Origin of the sequence: Pseudomonas cyclaminis (genome assembly GCF_015163715.1) — a bacterium.
GTDB classification, from domain to species: domain Bacteria; phylum Pseudomonadota; class Gammaproteobacteria; order Pseudomonadales; family Pseudomonadaceae; genus Aquipseudomonas; species Aquipseudomonas cyclaminis.
This window is the reverse complement of the sequence record NZ_JADDUM010000007.1, coordinates 1-21,112: the sequence shown is the minus strand read 5'-3', so window position 1 is coordinate 21,112 and position 21,112 is coordinate 1. Positions and strand designations below refer to the sequence as shown.

19 protein-coding genes and 4 pseudogenes are annotated in these 21,112 nt (G+C 62.1%); 10 read left to right on the top strand and 13 right to left on the bottom strand.

Going from position 1 to position 21,112, the window contains the following annotated elements; genetic code table 11:
• Nucleotides 1-102: 102 nt before the first annotated feature.
• From IQK56_RS00735 to IQK56_RS00710, 6 genes are all read right to left on the bottom strand, one after another.
• Nucleotides 103-666, bottom strand: a complete 564-nt coding sequence (locus IQK56_RS00735; RefSeq protein ID WP_099584570.1) for an NUDIX hydrolase — start codon at nucleotides 664-666, stop codon at nucleotides 103-105.
• A 2-nt stretch (nucleotides 667-668) separates the two neighbouring features.
• Complete coding sequence (locus IQK56_RS00730; protein WP_099584571.1) at nucleotides 669-1,421, bottom strand: GntR family transcriptional regulator; 753 nt, start codon at nucleotides 1,419-1,421, stop codon at nucleotides 669-671.
• A gap of 133 nt (nucleotides 1,422-1,554) precedes the next feature.
• Nucleotides 1,555-2,040 (bottom strand): flavin reductase family protein, encoded by a 486-nt coding sequence (locus IQK56_RS00725; RefSeq protein WP_099584572.1) that lies wholly within the window; start codon nucleotides 2,038-2,040, stop codon nucleotides 1,555-1,557.
• 12 nt (nucleotides 2,041-2,052) lie between these two features.
• Nucleotides 2,053-3,534 carry an aldehyde dehydrogenase gene (locus tag IQK56_RS00720; protein ID WP_150761211.1) on the bottom strand — a complete coding sequence of 494 codons (1,482 nt, stop codon included), beginning with the start codon at nucleotides 3,532-3,534 and terminating at the stop codon, nucleotides 2,053-2,055.
• Nucleotides 3,531-4,364: an alpha/beta fold hydrolase gene (locus IQK56_RS00715; protein ID WP_122308013.1), complete on the bottom strand. Its 834-nt coding sequence runs from the start codon at nucleotides 4,362-4,364 to the stop codon at nucleotides 3,531-3,533. Before IQK56_RS00715 ends, IQK56_RS00720 begins: the two co-directional genes overlap by 4 nt.
• A gap of 42 nt (nucleotides 4,365-4,406) precedes the next feature.
• Nucleotides 4,407-4,997, bottom strand: a complete 591-nt coding sequence (locus tag IQK56_RS00710) for an amino acid synthesis family protein (protein ID WP_122308012.1) — start codon at nucleotides 4,995-4,997, stop codon at nucleotides 4,407-4,409.
• A 146-nt stretch (nucleotides 4,998-5,143) separates the two neighbouring features.
• On the opposite strand from IQK56_RS00710, the gene ltnD reads away from it, so the two are divergent.
• From ltnD to otnI, 5 genes and pseudogenes are all read left to right on the top strand, one after another.
• A complete protein-coding gene (ltnD, locus tag IQK56_RS00705) occupies nucleotides 5,144-6,154 on the top strand; it encodes an L-threonate dehydrogenase (protein ID WP_112194744.1) in 1,011 nt (336 codons plus the stop codon).
• 10 nt (nucleotides 6,155-6,164) lie between these two features.
• Nucleotides 6,165-7,456: pseudogene (gene otnK, locus IQK56_RS00700) on the top strand (3-oxo-tetronate kinase).
• On the top strand, nucleotides 7,453-8,097 hold the full coding sequence (gene otnC, locus IQK56_RS00695; protein WP_150761209.1) for a 3-oxo-tetronate 4-phosphate decarboxylase: 645 nt from the start codon (nucleotides 7,453-7,455) through the stop codon (nucleotides 8,095-8,097). Before otnK ends, otnC begins: the two are co-directional and overlap by 4 nt.
• Before the next feature lie 97 nt (nucleotides 8,098-8,194).
• Nucleotides 8,195-9,653, top strand: a pseudogene (locus IQK56_RS00690) (GntT/GntP/DsdX family permease).
• A gap of 15 nt (nucleotides 9,654-9,668) precedes the next feature.
• Complete coding sequence (gene otnI / locus IQK56_RS00685) at nucleotides 9,669-10,454, top strand: 2-oxo-tetronate isomerase (protein ID WP_122308008.1); 786 nt, start codon at nucleotides 9,669-9,671, stop codon at nucleotides 10,452-10,454.
• Between the two features lie 263 nt (nucleotides 10,455-10,717).
• Here the strand turns inward: otnI and IQK56_RS00680 are convergent, their stop codons facing one another.
• The gene (locus tag IQK56_RS00680; protein WP_150676870.1) at nucleotides 10,718-11,539 is read right to left on the bottom strand and encodes a DeoR/GlpR family DNA-binding transcription regulator; all 822 of its coding nucleotides are present in this window, start codon (nucleotides 11,537-11,539) and stop codon (nucleotides 10,718-10,720) included.
• Between the two features lie 68 nt (nucleotides 11,540-11,607).
• Nucleotides 11,608-12,528 (bottom strand): LysR family transcriptional regulator, encoded by a 921-nt coding sequence (locus IQK56_RS00675; protein WP_150676869.1) that lies wholly within the window; start codon nucleotides 12,526-12,528, stop codon nucleotides 11,608-11,610.
• Nucleotides 12,529-12,666: 138 nt separating this feature from the next.
• Between IQK56_RS00675 and IQK56_RS00670 the strand changes: the two genes are divergently transcribed.
• Both IQK56_RS00670 and IQK56_RS00665 read left to right on the top strand, forming a co-directional pair.
• Nucleotides 12,667-13,722, top strand: a complete 1,056-nt coding sequence (locus IQK56_RS00670) for a tartrate dehydrogenase (protein WP_150761206.1) — start codon at nucleotides 12,667-12,669, stop codon at nucleotides 13,720-13,722.
• A gap of 88 nt (nucleotides 13,723-13,810) precedes the next feature.
• On the top strand, nucleotides 13,811-15,142 hold the full coding sequence (locus IQK56_RS00665; RefSeq protein ID WP_193864244.1) for a dicarboxylate/amino acid:cation symporter: 1,332 nt from the start codon (nucleotides 13,811-13,813) through the stop codon (nucleotides 15,140-15,142).
• On the opposite strand, the gene IQK56_RS31605 is transcribed toward IQK56_RS00665, so the two are convergent.
• From IQK56_RS31605 to IQK56_RS00655, 4 genes and pseudogenes are all read right to left on the bottom strand, one after another.
• Entirely contained in the window at nucleotides 15,080-15,415 is a 336-nt protein-coding gene (locus tag IQK56_RS31605; RefSeq protein ID WP_425274639.1) for a methyl-accepting chemotaxis protein, read from the bottom strand. The genes IQK56_RS00665 and IQK56_RS31605 overlap by 63 nt on opposite strands.
• An 8-nt stretch (nucleotides 15,416-15,423) precedes the next feature.
• Nucleotides 15,424-15,593 (bottom strand): annotated as a pseudogene (locus IQK56_RS31600) (methyl-accepting chemotaxis protein); the annotation flags it as partial.
• A gap of 396 nt (nucleotides 15,594-15,989) precedes the next feature.
• Nucleotides 15,990-16,865 (bottom strand): annotated as a pseudogene (locus IQK56_RS31595) (cache domain-containing protein); the annotation flags it as partial.
• 299 nt (nucleotides 16,866-17,164) lie between these two features.
• On the bottom strand, nucleotides 17,165-18,055 hold the full coding sequence (locus IQK56_RS00655) for a bestrophin family protein (protein WP_122308005.1): 891 nt from the start codon (nucleotides 18,053-18,055) through the stop codon (nucleotides 17,165-17,167).
• A gap of 259 nt (nucleotides 18,056-18,314) precedes the next feature.
• Here IQK56_RS00655 and IQK56_RS00650 point away from each other — a divergent pair, with 259 nt between their 5' ends.
• Nucleotides 18,315-19,151 (top strand): hypothetical protein, encoded by an 837-nt coding sequence (locus IQK56_RS00650; RefSeq protein WP_193864246.1) that lies wholly within the window; start codon nucleotides 18,315-18,317, stop codon nucleotides 19,149-19,151.
• A gap of 26 nt (nucleotides 19,152-19,177) precedes the next feature.
• Entirely contained in the window at nucleotides 19,178-20,206 is a 1,029-nt protein-coding gene (locus IQK56_RS00645; protein ID WP_193864247.1) for a diguanylate cyclase domain-containing protein, read from the top strand.
• Here IQK56_RS00645 and IQK56_RS00640 read toward each other — a convergent pair.
• Nucleotides 20,193-20,492 carry an ArsR/SmtB family transcription factor gene (locus tag IQK56_RS00640; protein ID WP_122308002.1) on the bottom strand — a complete coding sequence of 100 codons (300 nt, stop codon included), beginning with the start codon at nucleotides 20,490-20,492 and terminating at the stop codon, nucleotides 20,193-20,195. The genes IQK56_RS00645 and IQK56_RS00640 overlap by 14 nt on opposite strands.
• 90 nt (nucleotides 20,493-20,582) lie before the next feature.
• Here IQK56_RS00640 and IQK56_RS00635 point away from each other — a divergent pair.
• On the top strand, nucleotides 20,583-21,112 hold a 530-nt coding region (locus IQK56_RS00635), incomplete at its 3' end, for an oxidoreductase (protein WP_482827512.1).

Sequence of the window (21,112 nt, the reverse complement as noted above, 5' to 3'; positions counted from 1 at the left end):
TGCCCCCCGATAGCAGTGTGTCAGTCAATGTATGAGGTGACTGAACCACCGCCATCGGGGGCAAGCCCCCTCCCACATTTTGATTCGTGTTTGGCCTTGAGGTCAGCGTATGAAATGAATTTTCCCGCTGTCGTCATTACCGATATAGATCCCATACACCCCAGCCTGGCGTTCCTCGATATACCGCTCGAGGATCTGCCGGATTGCCGGGTAGTAGATGCTGTCCCAGGGAATGTCCTCGGGCGCGAAGAACTTGTAGTCGAGGGTCTCGGGCCCGAACTGGCCGGTGATCTCCAGCGCAATGGCGCGGAAGATGATGTACACCTCGCTGATCTTCGGCACGCTGAAGATGGAGTAGGGCGACACGATCTCGGCGCGTACTCCGCTCTCTTCCCAGACTTCGCGCAACGCCGCCTGTTCGGTGGTCTCACCACCTTCCATGAAGCCTGCGGGCAAGGTCCAGGTGCCGGGGCGCGGGGGGATCGCCCGTTGGCACAGCAGGTACTTGCCGTCCTGCTCGATGATGCAGCCGGCGATGATCTTGGGGTTGATGTAATGGATATAGCCGCAGCCCCGGCACATCAGGCGCTCATGGGTATCACCCGGTGGCAGCTGGTGACCGAGGTCACTGCCGCCGCAGGTCGGGCAAAAGCGCGGGCTGGGCACGGTCAGCGGCCTATGCGCGGTTCTTTGAGCGCGATGGGCAGGGTGATTTCCGGCGTCTTGCCGGTTTCTTCCTGTTTGCGCTTGAGGTAATCCAGGGCCACGGCGGCGGCGGCGCGCACGTGATCGACACAGGCCTGATGCGCCGCGAGCGGGTCGCCGCTCTTGATCGCCTGGACCATGCGTTCCATTTCCTGGTTGCTGGTGCCGCGACGGTTTTCCTGGGACACGGAGGTGGCGCGCAGGTAGCTGATACGGGCCTGCAACTGGCGCAGTTGGGTGGCGGCCACATGGTTGCCGGAGCCTTCGAGCAGCACGTCGTAGAAGCCCTGGACGGAGTCGATGACCTGTTGCAACTCGCCGTCCTTGAGGGCCTTGCGGTTTTCTTCCAGGGCTTTTTCCAGGGCCTTGATGTCCTTGGCCTTGGCGCGCAGGGTGAACAGCTGCACGATCAAGCCTTCGAGCACGCAGCGCAGTTCATAGATGTCGACGGCGTCGGCCAGGGTGATGATTGCCACTTGCGGGCCCTTGGCATCGGCGAACTCCACCAGGCCTTCGGACTCCAGGTGACGCAAGGCTTCGCGTACCGAGGTGCGGCTGACGCCGAGGCGGTCGCACAGGTCGCGCTCCACCAGGCGGTCACCGGGCAGCAGTTGGAAGTTCATGATGGCGCTGCGCAGTTTTTCCAACACGATTTCGCGCAGGGTGACCGGGTTGTGATTGACCTTGAAGCTGTCGTCGAGGGGCGCGCGTTTCATGGGGTTAGCTCTGAATGTGGCGGTTAACTGGAGGCCTCGGCCGGCCGGGGGGCCGATTGAGGGCCGAAAATCGTGCCCAAGTTTATCATGCTGCGTTCTTTAAGCGACAAACCCTCACGGCCCCCTGGGCGCCTCACGCCAGCGTCGGCAATGGGCCCAGCTTGCCCTTGTGGTAGATCATCGGCGTGACCGGTTCGGCGGGCAGGATCAGGTTCTTCACCGCGCCGACGATGATCGCGTGGTCACCGCCATCGTATTCGCGCCACAACTCGCACTCGATGATCGCCGTGGCCTTGGCCAGCAGCGGGTTGCCCAGTTCGCTCAGGTGCCACTCGATGCCCTTGGCTTTTTCCTTGCCCTTGCTGGCGAAGGCGTAGGCTTCGGCGGTCTGGTCGGCAGACAAAAGGTGGATCGCAAACCGCTTGCTGTCGCGCAGGATCGGGTAGGTGTCCGACGCATAGTTGGGGCAGAACAGCACCAGCGCCGGGTCAATCGACAGCGCGCTGAACGCGCTGGCGGTAATGCCGACGATACCGCCGTCCGGGTCGAGGGTGGTGACCACCGTGACGCCGGAGGGGAAGGAGCTCATGACGTCTTTATAAATGCCGGGTTCGATCATGGTCGTGGACTCTTAACGCATCACAAAAGGATCAGGCATGGGCGCCTGGGAGAGGTTGATCCACACCGTCTTCAGCTCGGTGTAGGCCAGTACCGAATCAATGCCGCTTTCGCGCCCGTAGCCGCTGTTCTTGAAACCGCCGATGGGCGCCATGGCCGACACCGCACGGTAGGTGTTGACCCAGATGATCCCCGAACGCACGTCCCGCGCCAGGCGGTGGGCGCGGCCCAGGTCGCGGGTCCAGATGCCGGCGGCGAGGCCGAACTGCGAGTCGTTGGCGATGGCCAGGGCTTCGGCTTCATCCTTGAATCGGATCACCGAGGCCACTGGGCCGAACACTTCTTCCTGCATGATTTTCATCGAATTGCGGTCGCACTCGAACAGCGTCGGCTCGTAGAACCAACCCTCGCCGAGGTTCTGTGGGCGCTTGCCGCCGGTACGCAGGCGCGCGCCTTCGGCGATGGCGTCGGCGACGAGGCCTTCGACCACGGCCAGTTGCTGCGCGGTGGCCATGGGGCCCATTTCGCTGGCGTCGTCCTGGGGGTTGCCGATGCGGATGCGCTGGGCGCGTTCCACCAGGCGGTCGACGAATTCGTCGTAGATTTCAGCCTGCACCAGCAGGCGCGAGCCGGACACGCAGCTTTGCCCGGACGCCGCGTAGATGCCGGCAATCGCGCCGTTGATGGCACTGTCCAGATCAGCATCGGCAAAGATGATGTTCGGCGACTTGCCGCCCAATTCCAGGGACAGCTTGGCGAAGTTCTCGGCGCTGCTGCGCACCACATGCCGGGCCGTGGCCGCGCCGCCGGTAAAGGCGATCTTGCGCACCAGCGGGTGGCGGGTGAGGGCGGCGCCGGTGCTTGGGCCGTAACCGGTGACCACGTTGACCACACCCGGCGGGATCCCGGCTTCCAGGGCCAGGCGTGCCAGTTCGAGAATGGTCGCCGAGGCGTGTTCCGACGGTTTGATCACAATGGTATTGCCCGCCGCGAGGGCTGGCGCGAGCTTGATCGCGGTGAGGTACAGCGGGCTGTTCCACGGAATGATCGCGGCAACCACGCCCATGGCCTCGTGCACGGTGTAGGCGAACAGGTCGGGTTTATCCAGCGGCAGGGTGCCGCCTTCAAGCTTGTCGGCCAGGCCTGCGGTGTAGTGGAAAAACTCCGGCAGGTAGCTGACCTGGCCACGGGTTTCGCGGATCAGCTTGCCGTTGTCGCGGCTTTCGAGCTGGGCCAGTCGCTCTTTGTTTTCGGCGATCAGGTCACCGAGGCGACGCAGCAATTTGCCCCGCGCGGTGGCGGTGAGGCCGCGCCACGCCGGGCTGTCGAAAGCGGTTTGGGCGGCCTGTACGGCGCGCTCCACATCCGCTTCATCGGCGTCGGGCAGTTGCGCCCAAGGCTCGGCCAGCGCCGGGTTGAGGCTGTCAAAGGTCTTGCCGGACAGGGCATCGACCCATTCACCGCCGATGCACATCTGGAAGCGTTCAAGCGTCATGCCACGATCCCCTTTATCGGGTGTTGTTGGGAGTGTGCCGTTTCAAGAAAACCCAGCAGCAGCTGGTTGACCAGGCGCGGCGATTCTACCGGCATCATATGCCGTTGCTCGGGCAGTACCGCAACGGTCGCACCGGGAATGCGCTCGGCCAGTTGCCGGGCCATCTGGGGCGTGGAGCCGGGGTCGAGTTCACCCGTGGCGACCAGGGTCGGCGCCTGGATGCTGCCCAGGTCGTCGGCGCGGTACATGTCCTGGGTCGCAAACAGTTCATAGGTGGTGAGGTAGCCCTGGGGATCGTTGCCCGCCAGGGTCTCGCGCAGCGCAGCGATCTGTGCCGGGTTGGCCGCCTGGTATTCGCGGCTGAACCAGCGCGACAACGCCGCTTCGGCATTCGCATCCGGGCCATGTTCGGCGGCCTGGGCGGTACGGGCGATCACGCCTTCGCGCTGTTCGGGGCTGCGGTTGAACACACTGTTGAGCACCACCAGGCTCTGCAGGCGTTGCGGGTAATGCAGTGCAAAGGCACGCGCTACCAGGCCGCCCATGGAAAAACCGATCACCGTGGCCTTGGGCAGTTGCAGGTGGTCGAGCAGTTCCAGTAACTGGTCGGCGTAACCGAGCAGCGGCGTGCCGGCGGCCGGGCGCGGGCTGGCGCCGTGGCCGAGCATGTCGTAGCTGATCACGCGGTAATTCGTGGCCAGGCCAACCACCTGGCCGCCCCACATTTCTTTATTCAGGCCCACGCCGTGGATCAAAACCACAGGCTGGCCTTGGCCGGTCGCCAGGTAACTGGTGCCAGCCGGTGTGTGTTCAGCGGTGAGCCGAATCATGAGCGCTCCTGCATGCTTTTTTGTTGTGGTGGCCGGCCGTGCTTACTGGGCTTTTTCCGCCGCCAGTTCTTCCAGGTCGATGTAGCGATTGCCAATGCGCGGGTGCAGGCGGCCGCCGTCGGCGCAACCGAGGACCACGACGATTTCGTCGGCACGCGGCGAGTCTTCGATCTGCATTTCCAGGGTGATGTAGTGCGAACGCAGGCCTTCGTCGTCCTTGTGCATCATCGGCACCTGGATCGAGGTGCCCGGGCCGCCGCGCTTGTTGGTGAAACTCAGGTAGCTCTTGGCCTTGACCGCTTCACGGTAGTGGTTGCCAAAGCGCAGGGTGTGGATGATCGCGCTGGCGTGTTCGATCTCGCCGTCGGCACCGACCACGGCGGCCTTGCCATAGGCTTCGATCTTTTCAGCGCCGCCGATGATGCTCACCAGGCGCTCGACCATCTGGGCCCCGAGGTCGGAGCAATTGGCGCGGATCTCAGGTTTGAGGTCTTCAACAAAACCGCGACCGAGCCAGGGGTTTTTCAGTACGACGGCCAGGCCGACCATTTTTACCGGAGTGTCGGAGGCTTTGCCGCCTTCGATAAAGGTCTCTTCTACATAGCTGACGATCTTGCGGATTTCGAAACTCATGAGCGGCTCCATCAGGTGTGGGTGAGGATTTCGTATGATGGTATACCATAATACGCAAAGCACAAGTGGCGGAAATGAGTTTGGGGGAGGTGAGTCGATAAAGGGCGGGTGTGAGATTTAATCGAGTCGATGTTAAAAAATGTTAGATAGAAAAAATACTTCACATAATCCGTTCATTGGTAGATGATCGATCTCAATTCCAACGCGGCTCGCCGGTGTGGTGTCAGCCGCCGTTTTCCCCTGGAGTACCCATGAATAATAAGAATGTCGGTGTGATCGGTTTGGGCGCGATGGGGCTGGGCATTGCCCGCTCGCTGCTGCGCGCCGGGTTCAATGTGCATGCCTGTGATGTGCGTGAGGCAGTCACCCAGCAGTTCGCCGGCGAAGGCGGGGTGGCGTGTACATCGCCCGCACACATGGCGGACACGTGCGATGTGATCATCACGGTGGTGGTCAACGCCGAACAGACCGAGACCGTGTTGTTTGGTGAAGGCGGTGCCGTGGCGGCGCTGCGGCCAGACAGCCTGTTGATCGGCTGTGCCACCGTGGCGCCGACCTACGCCGTAGAACTGGGCCAGCGCCTGGGCGAACACGGCCTGCTGTACCTGGATGCGCCGATTTCCGGCGGTGCGGCCAAAGCCGCCGCCGGTGAAATGACCATGATGACGTCCGGCCCGCAGGCCGCCTATGCCAAGGCCGAAGCGGTACTCGCGGGCATGGCCGGCAAGGTCTATCGCCTGGGCGATGTCCACGGGCTGGGCTCCAAGGTCAAGATCATCAACCAATTGCTCGCCGGGGTGCACATCGCCGCATCCGCCGAAGCCATGGCCCTGGGCCTGCGCGAAGGGGTCGACGCCGATGCCTTGTATGAGGTGATCACCCACAGCGCCGGCAATTCGTGGATGTTCGAGAACCGCGTGCCGCACATTCTCAAGGCCGACTACACGCCGCTGTCGGCCGTGGATATTTTCGTCAAGGACCTCGGCCTGGTGCTGGATACCGCCCGTGCGAGCAAGTTTCCATTGCCGCTGTCGGCCACGGCGCACCAGATGTTCATGCAGGCCTCCAGCGCCGGTTTTGGCCGCGAGGACGATTCGGCGGTGATCAAGATTTTCCCTGGCATCGATCTGCCGACCGCCAAGCCCGAATCTGTTTGAGGACCGCTCCATGACTAACCCCACCGCACGCCCGTTGCTGGGCTGCATCGCCGACGACTTCACCGGCGCCACCGACCTTGCCAACATGCTGGTGCGCGGCGGTATGCGTACGGTGCAGAGCATTGGCATTCCCAGCCGTGAAGTCGCCGATGGGCTGGATGCCGATGCCATCGTCATCGCGCTCAAGTCGCGCACTACGCCCGCTGTCGAGGCCGTCGAAGAATCGCTGGCCGCGCTGCAATGGCTGCGCGGCCAGGGCTGTGAGCAGATTTTCTTCAAGTACTGCTCCACCTTTGATTCCACCGCCGCCGGCAATATCGGCCAGGTCAGCGAGGCGTTGCTCAAGGCGCTGGGCAGTGACTTCACCCTGGCCTGCCCGGCATTCCCGGAAAACGGCCGGACGATTTTCCGGGGTCACTTGTTCGTGCAGGACCAGTTGCTCAGTGAATCGGGCATGCAGCACCACCCGCTGACGCCCATGGGCGACGCGAACCTGGTGCGGGTGCTGCAACAGCAGACGCAATTGCCGGTGGGGTTGCTGCGCTACGACGCGGTCGCCGCGGGTGTTGACGCCACACGCAAGAAAATCGCCGAACTGCGCGAGCAAGGGGTGGGCATCGCCATCGCTGACGCGCTGTCGGACCAGGACCTCTACACATTGGGCAGTGCCTGCGCCGACTTGCCGTTGCTGACGGGCGGCTCGGGCCTGGCGTTGGGCCTGCCGGGCAATTTCCGACGCGCCGGTAAACTGCGGGATTTCGATGTCACCGCATTGCCCACGGTCAGCGGCGGCGAAGTGGTACTGGCAGGCAGTGCGTCGGTAGCGACCCTCGGCCAGGTGGCCGCGTGGTGCGAGGCCGGTCGCCCGGCATTGCGCATTGACCCTATCGCCCTGGCCGCCGGTGAGCCTGTGGTCGCACAGGCGCTGGCCTTTGCCCGTGACAGCTCACAAACCGTGTTGATCTACGCCACCAGCACCCCGGCCGAGGTCAAGGCGGTGCAGCAACAACTCGGCGTCGAACGTGCCGGAGCGCTGGTGGAGGAGGCGTTGGGCGAGATTGCTGCCGGCCTGCGCGAGCACGGTGTGCGGCGCTTCGTGGTGGCGGGCGGGGAGACCTCGCGCCGTGGTCGAAGGCGCTTGGCGTCAACCTGTTGCAGATCGGTGCGCAGATCGACCCCGGCGTGCCGGCCACGCTTAGCAGCTCCGCCGAACCGCTGGCGCTGGCCCTGAAGTCGGGCAACTTCGGTGGCCGCGACTTCTTTGCCAAAGCCCTCGCGCACCTGGCCGGAGATGCCCAATGAGCGGCATCGACGAGCAGGCCCAGCGCGAAGAAATCTGCGACGTCGGCCGCAGCCTGTATCAGCGCGGCTACACCGTGGGCAGCGCCGGCAATATCAGTGCGCGGCTCGACGATGGTTGGCTGATTACCCCTACCGACGTCTGCCTCGGGCGTCTTGAGCCGGCGGACATAGCCAAGGTCAACCTGCAAGGCGAGTGGGTATCCGGTGACAAACCGTCAAAGACCCTGGCCCTGCATCGCCAGGTGTATGACCGCAATCCTTCGGTGGGCGGCGTGGTGCATACCCATTCCACCCATCTGGTGGCGCTGACCCTGGCCGGCGTGTGGCGCGACGACGATATCCTGCCGCCGCTCACGCCCTATCAAGTGATGAAGGTCGGGCACATTCCATTGATCGGCTATCAACGCCCTGGCTCGCCCAAGGTCGCCGAGCAAGTGGCGCAACTGGCCAACAGCGTGCGCGGTGTGATGCTTGAACGCCTGGGGCCGGTGGTCTGGGAAAGCTCGGTGGCGAGGGCCAGCTATGCCCTGGAAGAGTTGGAAGAAACCGCCAGGCTCTGGTTGATGAGCAACCCTCGGCCCGCGCCGATGGATCAGGCGGCATTGGATGAACTGCGCGAGACGTTCGGCGCGCACTGGTAACCCGTAGACCGACACTGCAAGCCTCCAGCGAAACCCGCCTGCGGATTTCGACGGGGCCGGCTTGCGCCAAAAAACAATAACAACAGGACATTTTCGAATGAGCCCACTGATTTTGATGTTGACTGCCGGCGCGGGGATCGCGCTGCTGCTGTTCCTGGTCCTCAAGTACAAATTCCAGCCGTTTGTCGCGCTGATGCTGGTGAGTATCGTGGTGGCGCTGGTGGCCGGGGTGAAACCGGCGACCTGGTGGCGACCATTGAAGGCGGCATGGGCAAGACCCTCGGCCATATCGCGATCATCATTGCCCTGGGGGCGATGATCGGGCGCATCATCGAGCTTTCCGGTGGCGCCGAGGCTTTGGCCAAGTCGCTGATCGAGCGATTCGGCAACAGCCGCACGCCATTGGCGCTGACCATCGCCGGGTTCATCATCGGCGTGCCGGTGTTCTTTGAAGTCGGGGTGATTATCCTGATGCCGCTGGCCTACGGTGTGGCGCGCCGGGCGCGCAAGCCGCTGCTGATGTTCGCCTTGCCGATGTGTGCGGCGCTGCTGACGGTGCATGCATTCCTGCCGCCCCATCCAGGCGCCGTGGCGGCTGCCAGCCAGTTGGGGGCGGATTTGGGCCGGGTGCTGATGTTCGGCCTGCCGATCACTGCATTGCTCTGCTACGTCGGCTATCGCGTGGCGGGGCGCATGACCCGGCGCTTTTACCCGATGACCGACGACATTCGTGCCGAAGTCTATGGCCCCCACGTCACCAATGACGATTTGAAGGCCTGGACCCACGGCAACGACAAAGCCGTGCAGCAGGCTGGCGTTGCCGAGTCCCATATGGGCCTGGAAGAGTCCACCAGCGCTATCGTCGCCAAGTTGCCACCGGCCCCGGCGCCGGTTTCGGCCTGATCGTGAGCCTGATTCTGCTGCCGATCGTCCTGATCCTGTTGGGCACCCTGGCCACCTCGCTGCTGCCGGTTGAATCGGTGCTGCGTGGGGTGATGACCGTGCTCGGCGCACCGTTGGTGGCGCTGTTGATTGATACCTTGCTGTGCGCCTGGCTGCTGGGTTCACGTCGGGGCTGGAGCCGCACCCAGGTCTCGGACGTGATCGGCTCGGCGCTGCCGGGCGTGGCCATGGTGATCCTGATCGCCGGTGCCGGCGGGGTGTTCGGCAAAGTGCTGGTGGACACCGGGATCGGCGCCGTGGTCTCCGACATGTTGCGCACCACCGGCCTGCCGGTGCTGGCCCTGGGCTTTTTGCTGACCATGCTGCTGCGGGCGGTGCAAGGTTCCACCACCGTTGCCCTGGTGACCACGGCCGGTATCATCAGCCCGCTGATCGCCACTCTCAACCTCACGCCCAACCACCTGGCGCTGCTGTGCCTGGCGATGGGCGGTGGCGGGCTGGCCATGTCCCATATCAACGATGCCGGCTACTGGATCTTCACCAAGCTGGCCGGGCTTAATGTGGCCGACGGGTTGCGTACGTGGACGGTGATCACGACGTTGCTCGGCACCTTGGGTTTCCTGATTACCCTGCTGATCTGGCCTTTTGTCTGACTCCTGGGAGTTTTTATGCCTCGTTTCGCTGCCAACTTGAGCATGCTGTATCCGCAACACGACTTTCTTGAGCGCTTCGCCGCGGCCAAGGCCGACGGGTTTGACGCGGTGGAATACCTGTTCCCCTACGACTACGACGCGCAGGTGCTCAGGCAGCGCCTCAGTGATAACGGACTGGAACAGGCCTTGTTCAACGCGCCGCCGGGCGACTGGGCCGCAGGGGAGCGGGGCATCGCCAGCCTGCCGGGGCGTGAGGCCGAGTTTCGCAGCGGCTTCGACCGCGCCCTGGCGTACGCCGCGGTGCTCGGTAACAGCCGCGTGCATGTCATGGCCGGGTTGCTGCCGTCGGAAAACCTGCGCCAGCGCCATCACGCCGTGTACCTGGAAAACCTTGCCTACGCCAGCGCCGCGGCGGCGGAGGTTGGCGTCACGGTATTGCTGGAGCCGATCAACACCCGCGACATGCCGGGGTTTTTCCTCAACCGCCAGGACCAGGCCCACGCCATCTGCCGGGAAGTCGGTGCGAGCAACCTCAAGGTGCAGTTCGACTGCTACCACTGCCAGATCGTCGAAGGTGATATAGCCACCAAACTGCGCCGCGACTTCGCGGGCATCGGCCACATCCAGATTGCCGGCGTACCAGACCGCCACGAGCCGGACCTGGGCGAACTGAACTACCCGTACCTGTTCGACCTGATGGACCAGTTGGGCTACGACGGCTGGGTCGGCTGCGAATACCGGCCAAAGGGCGACACCTCGGCAGGCTTGCAATGGCTGCGGGACTGGAAAGCGGCTCGGTAGTCGACGAGCCTCTCTGACTGCCAACAGCACTCAAATGTGGGAGGGGGCTTGCCCCCGATAGCCATAGGTATCTACACAACTCTTAACGGTTGACATAGAACCCTGTGGTGAGCGGGCTTCTGTGGTGAGCGGGGCAAGCCCGCTCACCACAGAAGCCGCTCACCACAACAGCGCGATTGACATGGATTCCGCATTCACTGGAAGTTGTGTGGATACCTATGCCCCGATAGCGGTGTGCCAGCCACCATATCCGCGACAGAAGATCACGCCGGCAACGGATCACCCGGCAGCATCAGTTCAATCCCACGCTTGCGGATGCCGTCTGCCGCCGCCGGGGCCAGGTCGTCGTCGCTGATGATTACGTCGAACGGTTCCAGCCCGGCGATGCGGTACATGCTGAACGTGCCGTACTTGGAACTGCTCGCCACCAGCACCACCTGGGCCGCTGATTGCATCGCCACTTGCTTGACCTCGACTTTCAGCGCCGAGGGGGTGGTGATGCCTCGGTGCAAATCCCAAGAGCTGGTGGACACAAACGCGATATCCGTCACCACCTGGCGTAACGTCGCCACGGCCAGCCCGCCGACGGAAGAGTGGTTATCGTGGTCCAGTTGGCCGCCGGTGTGGATCACCGTGACCTGCGTCGCATCCATCAGCGCCTGCACGATCCCGAAGTCGTTGGTGACCACCGTCATGCCCGACAGCGCCTTGATATACGGCACGATTTCCAGGGTGCTGGTGCCGGCGTCCAGGTACACGGTCATGTCCGCGTGCAGCAACCGCGCCGCCAACCTTGCCATCGCCTGCTTTTGCGGTAACTCCACCACGGCTTTGGATTGATGGCTCGGTTCGCTGTGCAACTGGCTGGCGATCCTGACCCCGCCGGTAACGGAATACGCCCGACCTTCCTGCTCCAACAGTGCGATGTCACGGCGCACGGTCATGTGCGAGCAGTCGAACATGTCCATCAACTGGTGCACGCTCATCACCTGATGCTTGCGCAATTGCCGCAGGATTTGCTCGCGGCGCTGCTCGGGAATCATCGGGGGGCTGCTGTCGGGGGCAGTGTCCTTGGGGGTGGGCATTGAGGCTCCGGGTCGGTCTGGGGGCTGGCGCACATAGTAGCGAATATGCGGCCCCGAGGTGAGGCACTTCAGTCCGGCATCAGCGCATCATCGACCTTGTCCAGGTGCTTGAAACGCTCGATCAGGAAGTCGATCAGGCTGCGCACCCGTGCCGACAGGTGCAGTTGTTGCGGGTACACCGCGTAGACGTCGGCGCGGGTGGGCGTCTGGTCTTCCAGCACCAGGCGCAGGCGCCCGCTGCGCACATAGCGGGCGATGTCCCATTCGGCGCGCAGCAGAATCCCATAGCCCTCCAGTGCCCAGTTCAGGGCCACTTCGCCGTCGTTGCAACCCAGCGCGCCTTGGACCTTGATGTTCTCGGTGTGGCCGCCGTGGGTAAACGACCACACGCCATACGGCGACTCGTTCTGGCGAATGAAAATGCAGTTGTGCCGGTGCAGGTCGGCGAGCTTCTGCGGGGTGCCGTATTTTTCCAGGTACAGCGGTGAGGCACAGAGCAGGCGGCGGTTTGAGGCGATCTTGCGGGCATGGAATGCCGCGTCCGGCAGGCTGCCAAAGCGGATGCCCAGGTCGAAGCCGTGGGTGGCCAGGTCCAGTGGGTGGTCGCTGATTTCCAGCTGAATCTCCACCTCCGGGTAGTGCGCGAAAAACGCCGCAAGCGCCGGGCCGATATGCCGACGGCCAAAGCCCAGCGACGCATTCACCCGGATCAGTCCCCTGGGCGCGGCGCGACTGCTGCTGAGCACCTGCTCCAGCTCGTCGATCTGGGTGAGGATGCGCGCCGCGTGACTGACATACAGCTCGCCTTCAGAGGTCAGGCTCATGGAGCGGGTGGTGCGATTGACCAACCGGACACCCAGGCGTGCCTCCAGCGCGGTGAGGCGTTTGCTCACCGCCGGCGGGGTAATCCCCAGTTCGCGGGCAGTGGCGACGAGGCTGCCTTTGTGGGCGAGCAGGTGGAAAAACGACAAATCCAGGGTCTGGCTCATTCGTAACTCAAAGTTATTTATGTAGTGATTTCGAGTCGATCATGCGGCTTGGAACGCTACATATACTCCGATCACACCCCGCTTGGACAGCCCAGTGCCGACGGGACACAACAACAACGTGACGAACCGGAGTGAACAATGAACGCATACAACATTGCAGCAATCCCAGGTGATGGCATCGGCGTGGAAGTGATTGCCGCCGGCGTCGAGGTGCTGCAAAGCCTGGCCCGCAAAGCCGGCTTCAGCCTGCACTTCAAGCATTTCGACTGGAACTCCGACAACTACCTGAAAAACGGCTATTACATTCCCGAAGGCGGCCTCGCGGAGTTGAAGACCTTCGACGCGATCTTCTTCGGTGCCGTGGGTGCATTGAATGTGCCGGACCACATTTCGCTGTGGGGCCTGCGCCTGCCTATCTGCCAAGGCTTTGACCAATACGCCAATGTGCGCCCGGCGCGGGTGTTGCCGGGGGTGAAAAGCCCGCTGCACAACGGCGACCAGATTGACTGGGTGGTGGTGCGCGAAAACTCCGAGGGCGAGTATTCCGGCAACGGCGGGCGAGTGCATCGCGGCCTGCCGGAAGAAGTGGCCACTGAAGTCTCGGTGTTCACCCGCGCCGGTGTGGAGCGCATTCACCGCTACGCGTTCGAACTGGCTCGCAGCCGGCCGCGCAAGCACCTGACCCTGGTCACCAAGTCCAACGCCCAGCGTCACGGGATGGTGCTGTGGGACGAGATTTTCTATGAAGTGGCCAGGGACTTCCCCGATGTAAAGGTCGACAAGGAGCTGGTCGACGCCGTGACCACGCGCATGGTGCTCAAGCCCGCGACGCTGGACGTGATTGTCGCCACCAACCTGCACGCCGACATTCTGTCCGACCTGGCTGCCGCGCTGTCCGGCAGCCTGGGCATCGCGCCCACGGCCAACCTCAACCCGTCGCGCCAGTTCCCGTCGATGTTCGAGCCTATCCATGGCTCGGCGTTCGACATCACCGGCAAGGGCGTGGCCAACCCCATCGCGACCTTCTGGACCGCCGCCATGATGCTCGAACACCTGGGCGAACCGGCCGCTGCCCGGCAACTGATGTCGGCCATCGAGGCCGTCACTGAAAGCGGCCTGCACACCCCGGACCTGGGTGGCGCGGCGACCACCCGCCAGATCACCGAGGCGGTCATCGACCTGATCAACCGCTGAGTCACAGAAGTACTGCGGCATAACGCCAAGGGGCAGCGCGTACGACCCCTTGGCATTTCCTGACAACAATAAAAATCAGGGCCCTGTCATGAAAAGAATCTTTGGCAAACTCTACGTACAAGTACTGCTGGCGGTCATCCTGGGCGCAATCGTCGGGGTCTGCGTCCCCGAGACCGGTGCTGCGCTCAAGCCCTTGGGTGACGCGTTTATCAAACTGATCAAAATGCTCCTGGCTCCGGTGATCTTCCTTACGGTGGTGACCGGCATCGCCAAGATGGAGAGCATGAAAGAGTTGGGGCGCGTGGGGTTTCGCGCGTTGATCTACTTCGAAGTGGTGTCCACCCTGGCGCTGGTGGTCGGCCTGGTGGTGGTGGATGTGTTCAAGCCCGGTGCCGGCATGAACATCGACGTGGCCAGCCTCGACACCTCAAGCCTTGCGACCTACACCACGGCGGTCAAGCACGCGTCGTTCATGGACTTCATCATGAACATCATTCCCGACACCCTGGTGGATGCGTTCGCCAAGGGCAACGTGTTGCAGATCCTGCTGTTCTCCATCCTGCTCGGCGTCGCGCTGGCGGCGGTGGGGCCGCGTGGCAAGCCCTTTGTCGACACGCTGGACAGCCTGATGCAAGGCATGTTTCGCATCGTCAATATGGTGATGCGCCTGGCACCCATCGGTGCGTTCGGGGCGATTGCGTTCACCATCGGCAAATACGGCTTCGGCTCGCTGTTTTCCCTCGGCAAGCTGATGGCCTGCGTCTACCTGACCTGCGCGGTCTTCGTGATGTTTGTGCTGGGGCCGATCTGCCGTTACAGCGGCTTCAGCCTGTGGAAGTTCCTGAAGTTCATCAAGGAAGAGTTGTTCACCGTGCTCGGCACCAGTTCGTCGGAGTCGGTGCTGCCGCAGATGATCGCCAAGATGGAAAAAGCGGGGGTATCCAAACCGGTAGCGGGGATGATCATCCCCTCGGGCCTGACCTTCAACCCGGACGGCCAGGCGATCTACTACACCATCGCGGCGATCTTTATCGCCCAGGCCACCAACACGCCGTTGACGCTGACCGACCAGTTGATCGTGCTGGCAGTGTTGATGTTCACCTCCAAGGGCTCGGCGGGGGTGACGGGGTCTGGCTTTATTATCCTGGCGGCGACGTTGTCGTCCCTGGGTACCATACCGGTGGCCGGCATGGTGCTGTTGTTGGGGGTGGACCGCTTTATGTCCGAAGCGCGGGCGATCACCAATACCATCGGCAATGGCGTGGGCACTATGGCGATTGCCAAGTGGGTAGGGGCACTGGACACGGTGAAAATGCGCAAGGCCCTCGACGGTGAAGTCGAGAGCCCCAGGGCGGATTCAGAACTTGAACCGGCCCACCAACCCCTTGAGCTGACCGGAAATATCCGTCAAACGACCTGACCCGGTCTGCGCCGAATGGGCGAAACCTTCAACCAACTGCGCATCGGCATGGATCTGCGCGATGTGCCGGTTGATCTCTTCGGCCACCTGGTGCTGTTCTTCGGCGGCCGTGGCGATCTGGGTGTTCTGGTCGCGGATCGAGTCCACCGAGCCACGGATCTTGTCGAAGCTGTCGCGGGCTTGCTGGATGCGTTCCACGCTGGTGTGGGACACCAGCAGGCTGCCTTGCATCTGCTGCGTGACTTCCTGGGTGCGGCGGGCGAGGTTGCCCAGCAGGCTGTCGATTTCGCCGGTGGAATCCGCCGTGCGACGCGCAGGGCGCGGACTTCGTCGGCAACCACGGCGAAGCCTCGGCCCTGGTCACCAGCGCGCGCGCTTCAATCGCGGCGTTGAGTGCCAGCAGGTTGGTCTGCTCGGCAATCGAACGGATGGTGTCGAGGATGGTGTTGATGTTCTGGCTGTCCTGCTCCAGCAACTGCATGGTCTGGGTCGACTTCTGCAGGTCTTCGCTGAGCTTGAGCACGCTGCCGGTGGCTTCGCCGATGTGTTGCTGGCCGGCATGTACATCGCGGTAGCCTTCGTCGGCACTGGTGGCTGCGGCGCTGCAAGAGCGTGCCACTTCGTTGGCGGTGGCGACCATTTCGTTGAACGCAGTGCTCACCAGTTCCACGGCTTCACGCTGGCGACCGGCGGCCTGGTTCATGTTGTTGGCCACTTCGCTGGTGTCGGCGGCGGCGGTTTGCAAGTCGGATGACGCGTTGCCGATGCGCTGCACCAGTTGCGCAATCATGCTCAGGAACTGGTTGAACCAGCCCGCCAGGCTGGCGGTTTCGTCCTTGCCCTGCACCTTGAGTTGGCGCGTGAGGTCGCCTTCGCCCTCAGCGATTTCTTGCAGGCCGTCGGCCACGCCACGGATCGGACGCACGATGACGCTGGCGAAACTGGCGCCGACGATGGCGAAGACGACGGCCAGTGCGGCGGCAATCGCGGCGATCAACCAGGTCAGGCTGGTGGCGCCGGCCATCACTTCGTCGCGCTTGATCAAGCCGATAAAGCGCCAGCCCAGGTCTTTGGAACTGACCACGTTGGCCATGTAGGCCACGCCGTCGATGTCGATCTGGGTCACGCCGTCGCCGCGCTTGGCCAGTTCGGCGTAGTTGGGGCCGAGGTCCGCCAGGGGCTTGAAGTTGTGCTTGGCATCGCTGGGGTCCACCAGCACGTTGCCGTTGGCTTCTACCAGCATCAGGTAGCCGCTGTCGCCCAGCTTGATGTTGCGCACCAGTTCGGTGAGCTGCTTGAGCGACACGTCCAGGCCGACCACACCGAGGATATGGCCGGTGGCGTCAGCGACGGTGTGCACGGTGCCGATCAGTACCACATCATCCGGTGCCCAGTAGTAGGCGCCGGTGCGCACGGTAGCGCCAGGCGCGGCGATGGCCGCTTTGTACCAAGGGCGCACGCGGGGGTCGTAGTTGTTCAGTTTGGTGTCGTCCGGCCAGCTGGCGTAGCCGCCGTCGCTCAGGCCCAGGGACAGGTAAGCGGTGCTGGGATGGCTTTTGGCGAACTGGTCGAAGATATCCAGCAATGCTTTATTCGTGGGTGTGAGGGGGATTTGCGCGGCGTCGGCGCCGGCGTAGCTCTTGAGGTCCTTGGCCGCGATAACACGCGGGTCCTTGGCCACAAAGTCGACGTTCTGGCTGATGCCGTCGAAAAACTGCTTCATGCCATTGTCGATCTGGCGGATCTCGCGCCCGCTGCTGTCGAGGAAATTGGCCTGGGCCCCCTCGCGCAGGTTCAACACTACCAACACGGCGACCAGGATGACGGGGACGCACGCGATAGCCGCGAACGCCCAGGTCAGCTTCTGCTTGATATTCATGACTTCACCTGCGGAGTATTTATAGTTTTGGCAAGGCAGTAGGTAGCGCTGAACGTCGCATGTGTTGTTATGAGGGGGTGTGGCCCATGCGTACCTCCGGTTTATCGACCGCGAAGTCACGCACTTTAGGGCCGCAGTGGTGATCAGCCGATTTGGTCGTCGGCCAGGGCGTCGCGTCGCATCGATTGCAGGTTCTTTTCGATGGTTTCGCAGATGGCTTCCATCTGGATCTGGTGTTCGCTGGAGCGGAACGGGCTTTGCAAATCGGTGCCGATGCGTTCGATGGCCAGCAGCATAAAGCCCACCACCGTGGACGCCAGCGGGGTGAACCAGCCCAAGGACTCAACCAGGCCCACCGGTACGATCAGGCAGAACAACGAGATAAACAACCGTGGAAAATACACGTAAGGGTAGGGCAGTGGCGTGTTGGCGATACGCTCCATGCCGCCCTGGGCGTTGGACAGGTCCACCAGGGTCGACTCCAGCCGGGCCAGGCGAATGCTGTCCAGGTGCCCGGCCTTGTATTCCCGGGCCAGGATTGCCGCCGAGCCGGTGAGGATATCGTTGGCAAAGTTATTGGTGGCGCCGTTGCGGGCAAATTCCTCGGTGGGGATGAACGCACGGACTTCATCCGGGCACGGCTCGCCCTTGAGGTGCGCGGCCAGGCAGTTGACGTAGGCCACATGCCGGCGCAGCAGGGTGGATTTGACCGGGTTGACGTCGCTGCCGGGGTCGTCCAGCAGGGTCAGCACCTGGCGCGCAAAGCTGCGCGAGTTATTGACCATCGCGCCCCACAGCGTGCGGGCCTCCCACCAGCGGTTGTAGGCGCTGCTGTTGCGAAAGCTGATCAGCACAATCAGCGCCGAACCCAGCAGGGTGAGGGGCATCAGCGGCAGGTTGATCTTGGCGTTGAGAAACAGCATGAAATCCACCGTGACGGCGATATCCCACAGCAGCAGCCAGAACAGCGACCAGCCTACGTAGCCCATGGTCTTGATGATCAGGCGGTACTTTTTGATGATGGCGGCTTTCAAACGACAACCTCGCGGTGAGCGGTAAGCAACATTGCCCTAGCTCGGACGCCGGGTTGGGGGGAAGGTTCGGTGGGGAACTGAAACGCTTAAGCCACTTCGGGATGTTGGAACAATTTTGGTAGCGACGATGTCCTTTTGCTTAATCGCGATAGATTGCGCTCAAGGCAAAACGCCATTATTGGTACTGCATTGAGATCAGTGAATCCAAGTTGTTTGATCAGGGCTCTTTCTCATGTGTGGCAGTTCGTTGAAGTTGGCGATGGAACATGCGGCGCAGGCATTTGAGCGGCATGTGGAATTTGAAGCGTGTGTGCGTAATCATTACAAGATGTTGCTGGAACCCTATTCAAAAAGAGCGTTTTTCTACAAGACGGCACTTAAGTTCAACCGTTTGATGGTGTCCTTCACGTTATTGAGCACTTATTTCTCCAAACCCATGCCGTTACTGTCGCAAGTGAAAGAATTTTGCGTGGAGCGCAGGTTTTGTTCGAAAAACAGCCTCGAATCCATATTCCTGCTGTTCAGGGCATTGGGGTTCATGAAGGTGGCGGGGCATCCGGACGACAGCCGCTTGCGCGTGTTCAGCCCGTCGTCCCAGGCGTGTCGGGAAATCCGGTTGATGCTGGCGTCCGTGGTGGAGCCGCTGGAATTGATGTGCGCCGATGAAGTGGTTTTTCGGCATTTGAATGAGTTGGATGACCGTGCGTATCTTGCGCGTTACTTCAAAGGTTATTCGACGTTGCTCATCAATAATCTGACGATTGATCTGTTGCTGCCTGACTGTTATTGGCTGGTAAACCGCGATGCAGGACATATGTTGATGCTCGCGATTTATAACGACGCGTGTTCGCCGGATAACCAGGGCGCAAGTTTCAGGTCGTCGTCTTATCTTTCAATCGCTGAGCAGTTGTCCGTGTCTAAAACCCATGTTATTCGACTGGTTCAAGAAGGTGCCGCCCGGGGGTATTTCAAAATTCATTCCAAGACAATGCTTGAGGTATTACCGCCGTTTATTTATCTGGTAAGACGCTTTATGGCGTATTCGTTTGCAACTTGCTTGCTGAGTCTGCAAGCGAGTCAGGCCGACAGTCAGTAGGCTACTTATTCGCAAGGAGTGAAGGGGTGCCAGCTATTTTGAAACTCAGGCCACGGATGCAAAGGCTGTTGTCACCTGCGATCGCACAGGCCGAGCTTATCGGGATTATTGCGTGGGTTGGAGTGCTGATGGCTGATCACGCCAAGCTGCTGGGCGTGCAGGCCGTCATTGTCAGCCTCTGTCTGATCGTTGTGTATCGGCTTCACCGACTCGTCACTCACTATTATTTGTGGCGGGCGCTGGGGGTGGTCTACATGGCGCTGTTGACGGCCGGGTTTACCTACGTCGTTCGCACCGACCCGCAGTTGCAGGTGTTTGCCTTGCCGCTGGCAGTGACCTTGGTGGCGTGCAGTGCAATTCTGTTTATCGCGGTCCAGGACTTTCTGGTGTGCGCGATCGCGGTGTGGTTAATGACCTGGCCCCATATTCCGGTAGGCCTTTACCAAGGCGTCGACATCTACTTGTTCATCTTTTGCGCGGCGTCCGTTTCGATTGGCTGCGTTCTTAATGTGTCCTACCTGAAAAACCTGCGCTCGGTGTTGTTGGTCGAGAGTGAGTTTCGGGTACTGGCTGAAACAGACTACCTGACCTCCATCCTGAATCGACGCGCCTTTATGGAGAGCTTCGCCGCGTTGCTTGCGGCAGGCGAGAGCGGCTATTTCATGATGTTGGACATCGATAGCTTCAAGTTGAAGAACGACCAGTTCGGCCACGATGTCGGCGACACGATCCTCTGCGCCATGGCCGGTTGCCTCAAATCGACGCCGGGCAGCTATAGCTTCGGCAGGATCGGCGGCGAGGAGTTCGGTGTGCTGTTGGTGGGCGATGACCCTTCAATCGCCAGTGATTTCGCGCTACGCCTGTTGCAGTCGATCCGTTGCAGTGTGGCCCCGCCTCACCACTACACCTGCAGCGCGGGCATGGCGCGGTTTTCGGCGGGTGCCGATCTATCGGCGGTGCTCAAATGTGCCGACCGCAACCTGTATGCCTCCAAGCACAACGGCAAAGACCGTGTGTACCTGGACGGTGAGGCAATCAGCCTCAGTGCTGGCTGAGAACGCTGGCGAGCAACCCCGGAAACCGACTGTCCAGCTCTTCTCTGCGCAACGAATTCAGATGGGTCGTGCCCACGCTGCGGGTGTGCACCAGGCCGGCATCGCGCAATACCCGGAAGTGGTGGGACATGCTCGACTTGGGGCGCCCACCGTCCAACTCGCCACAGGTTGCCTCTGGCACGCCGGCCAGGCAGCGCACGATGTCCAGGCGCACCGGATCACTCAAGGCGTACAGCAGACGCTCTAAGGTCAGGTCTTGAAGGGTAGGGTGTTTGAAGGCTCGCATGGGGCGGATGATAACAGGGGGGTATCGCTGAATACCATTGTTCGATTACCATCGAACTATCGAATCACTCACTTGCTGCTGGAGTTTTCCATGTCCGCCCTGTTCGAACCGTTCAAACTCAAAGACGTGACCCTGCGTAATCGCATCGCCATTCCACCGATGTGCCAATACATGGCCGACGACGGCATCGTCAACGATTGGCATCACGTGCATCTGGCCGGCATGGCCCGTGGCGGCGCCGGTTTGCTGGTGGTCGAGGCCACTGCCGTGGCGCCGGAAGGCCGTATCACACCGGGCTGCGCCGGTATCTGGAGCGATGCCCACGCCCAGGCGTTCGTGCCGATGGTCCAGGCCATCAAGGCCGCAGGCTCGGTGCCTGGCATCCAGATTGCCCACGCCGGCCGCAAAGCCAGCGCCAACCGTCCGTGGGAAGGCGATGACCACATTCCAGCCTCCGACGCCCGCCACTGGGAAACCATCGCGCCATCCGCCATCGCCTTCGGTCAGAACCTGCCCAACGTGCCGCGAGCCATGACCCTGGACGACATCGCCCGCGTCAAACAGGACTTCGTCGACGCTGCCCGCCGTGCCCGTGACGCCGGTTTCGAGTGGATCGAACT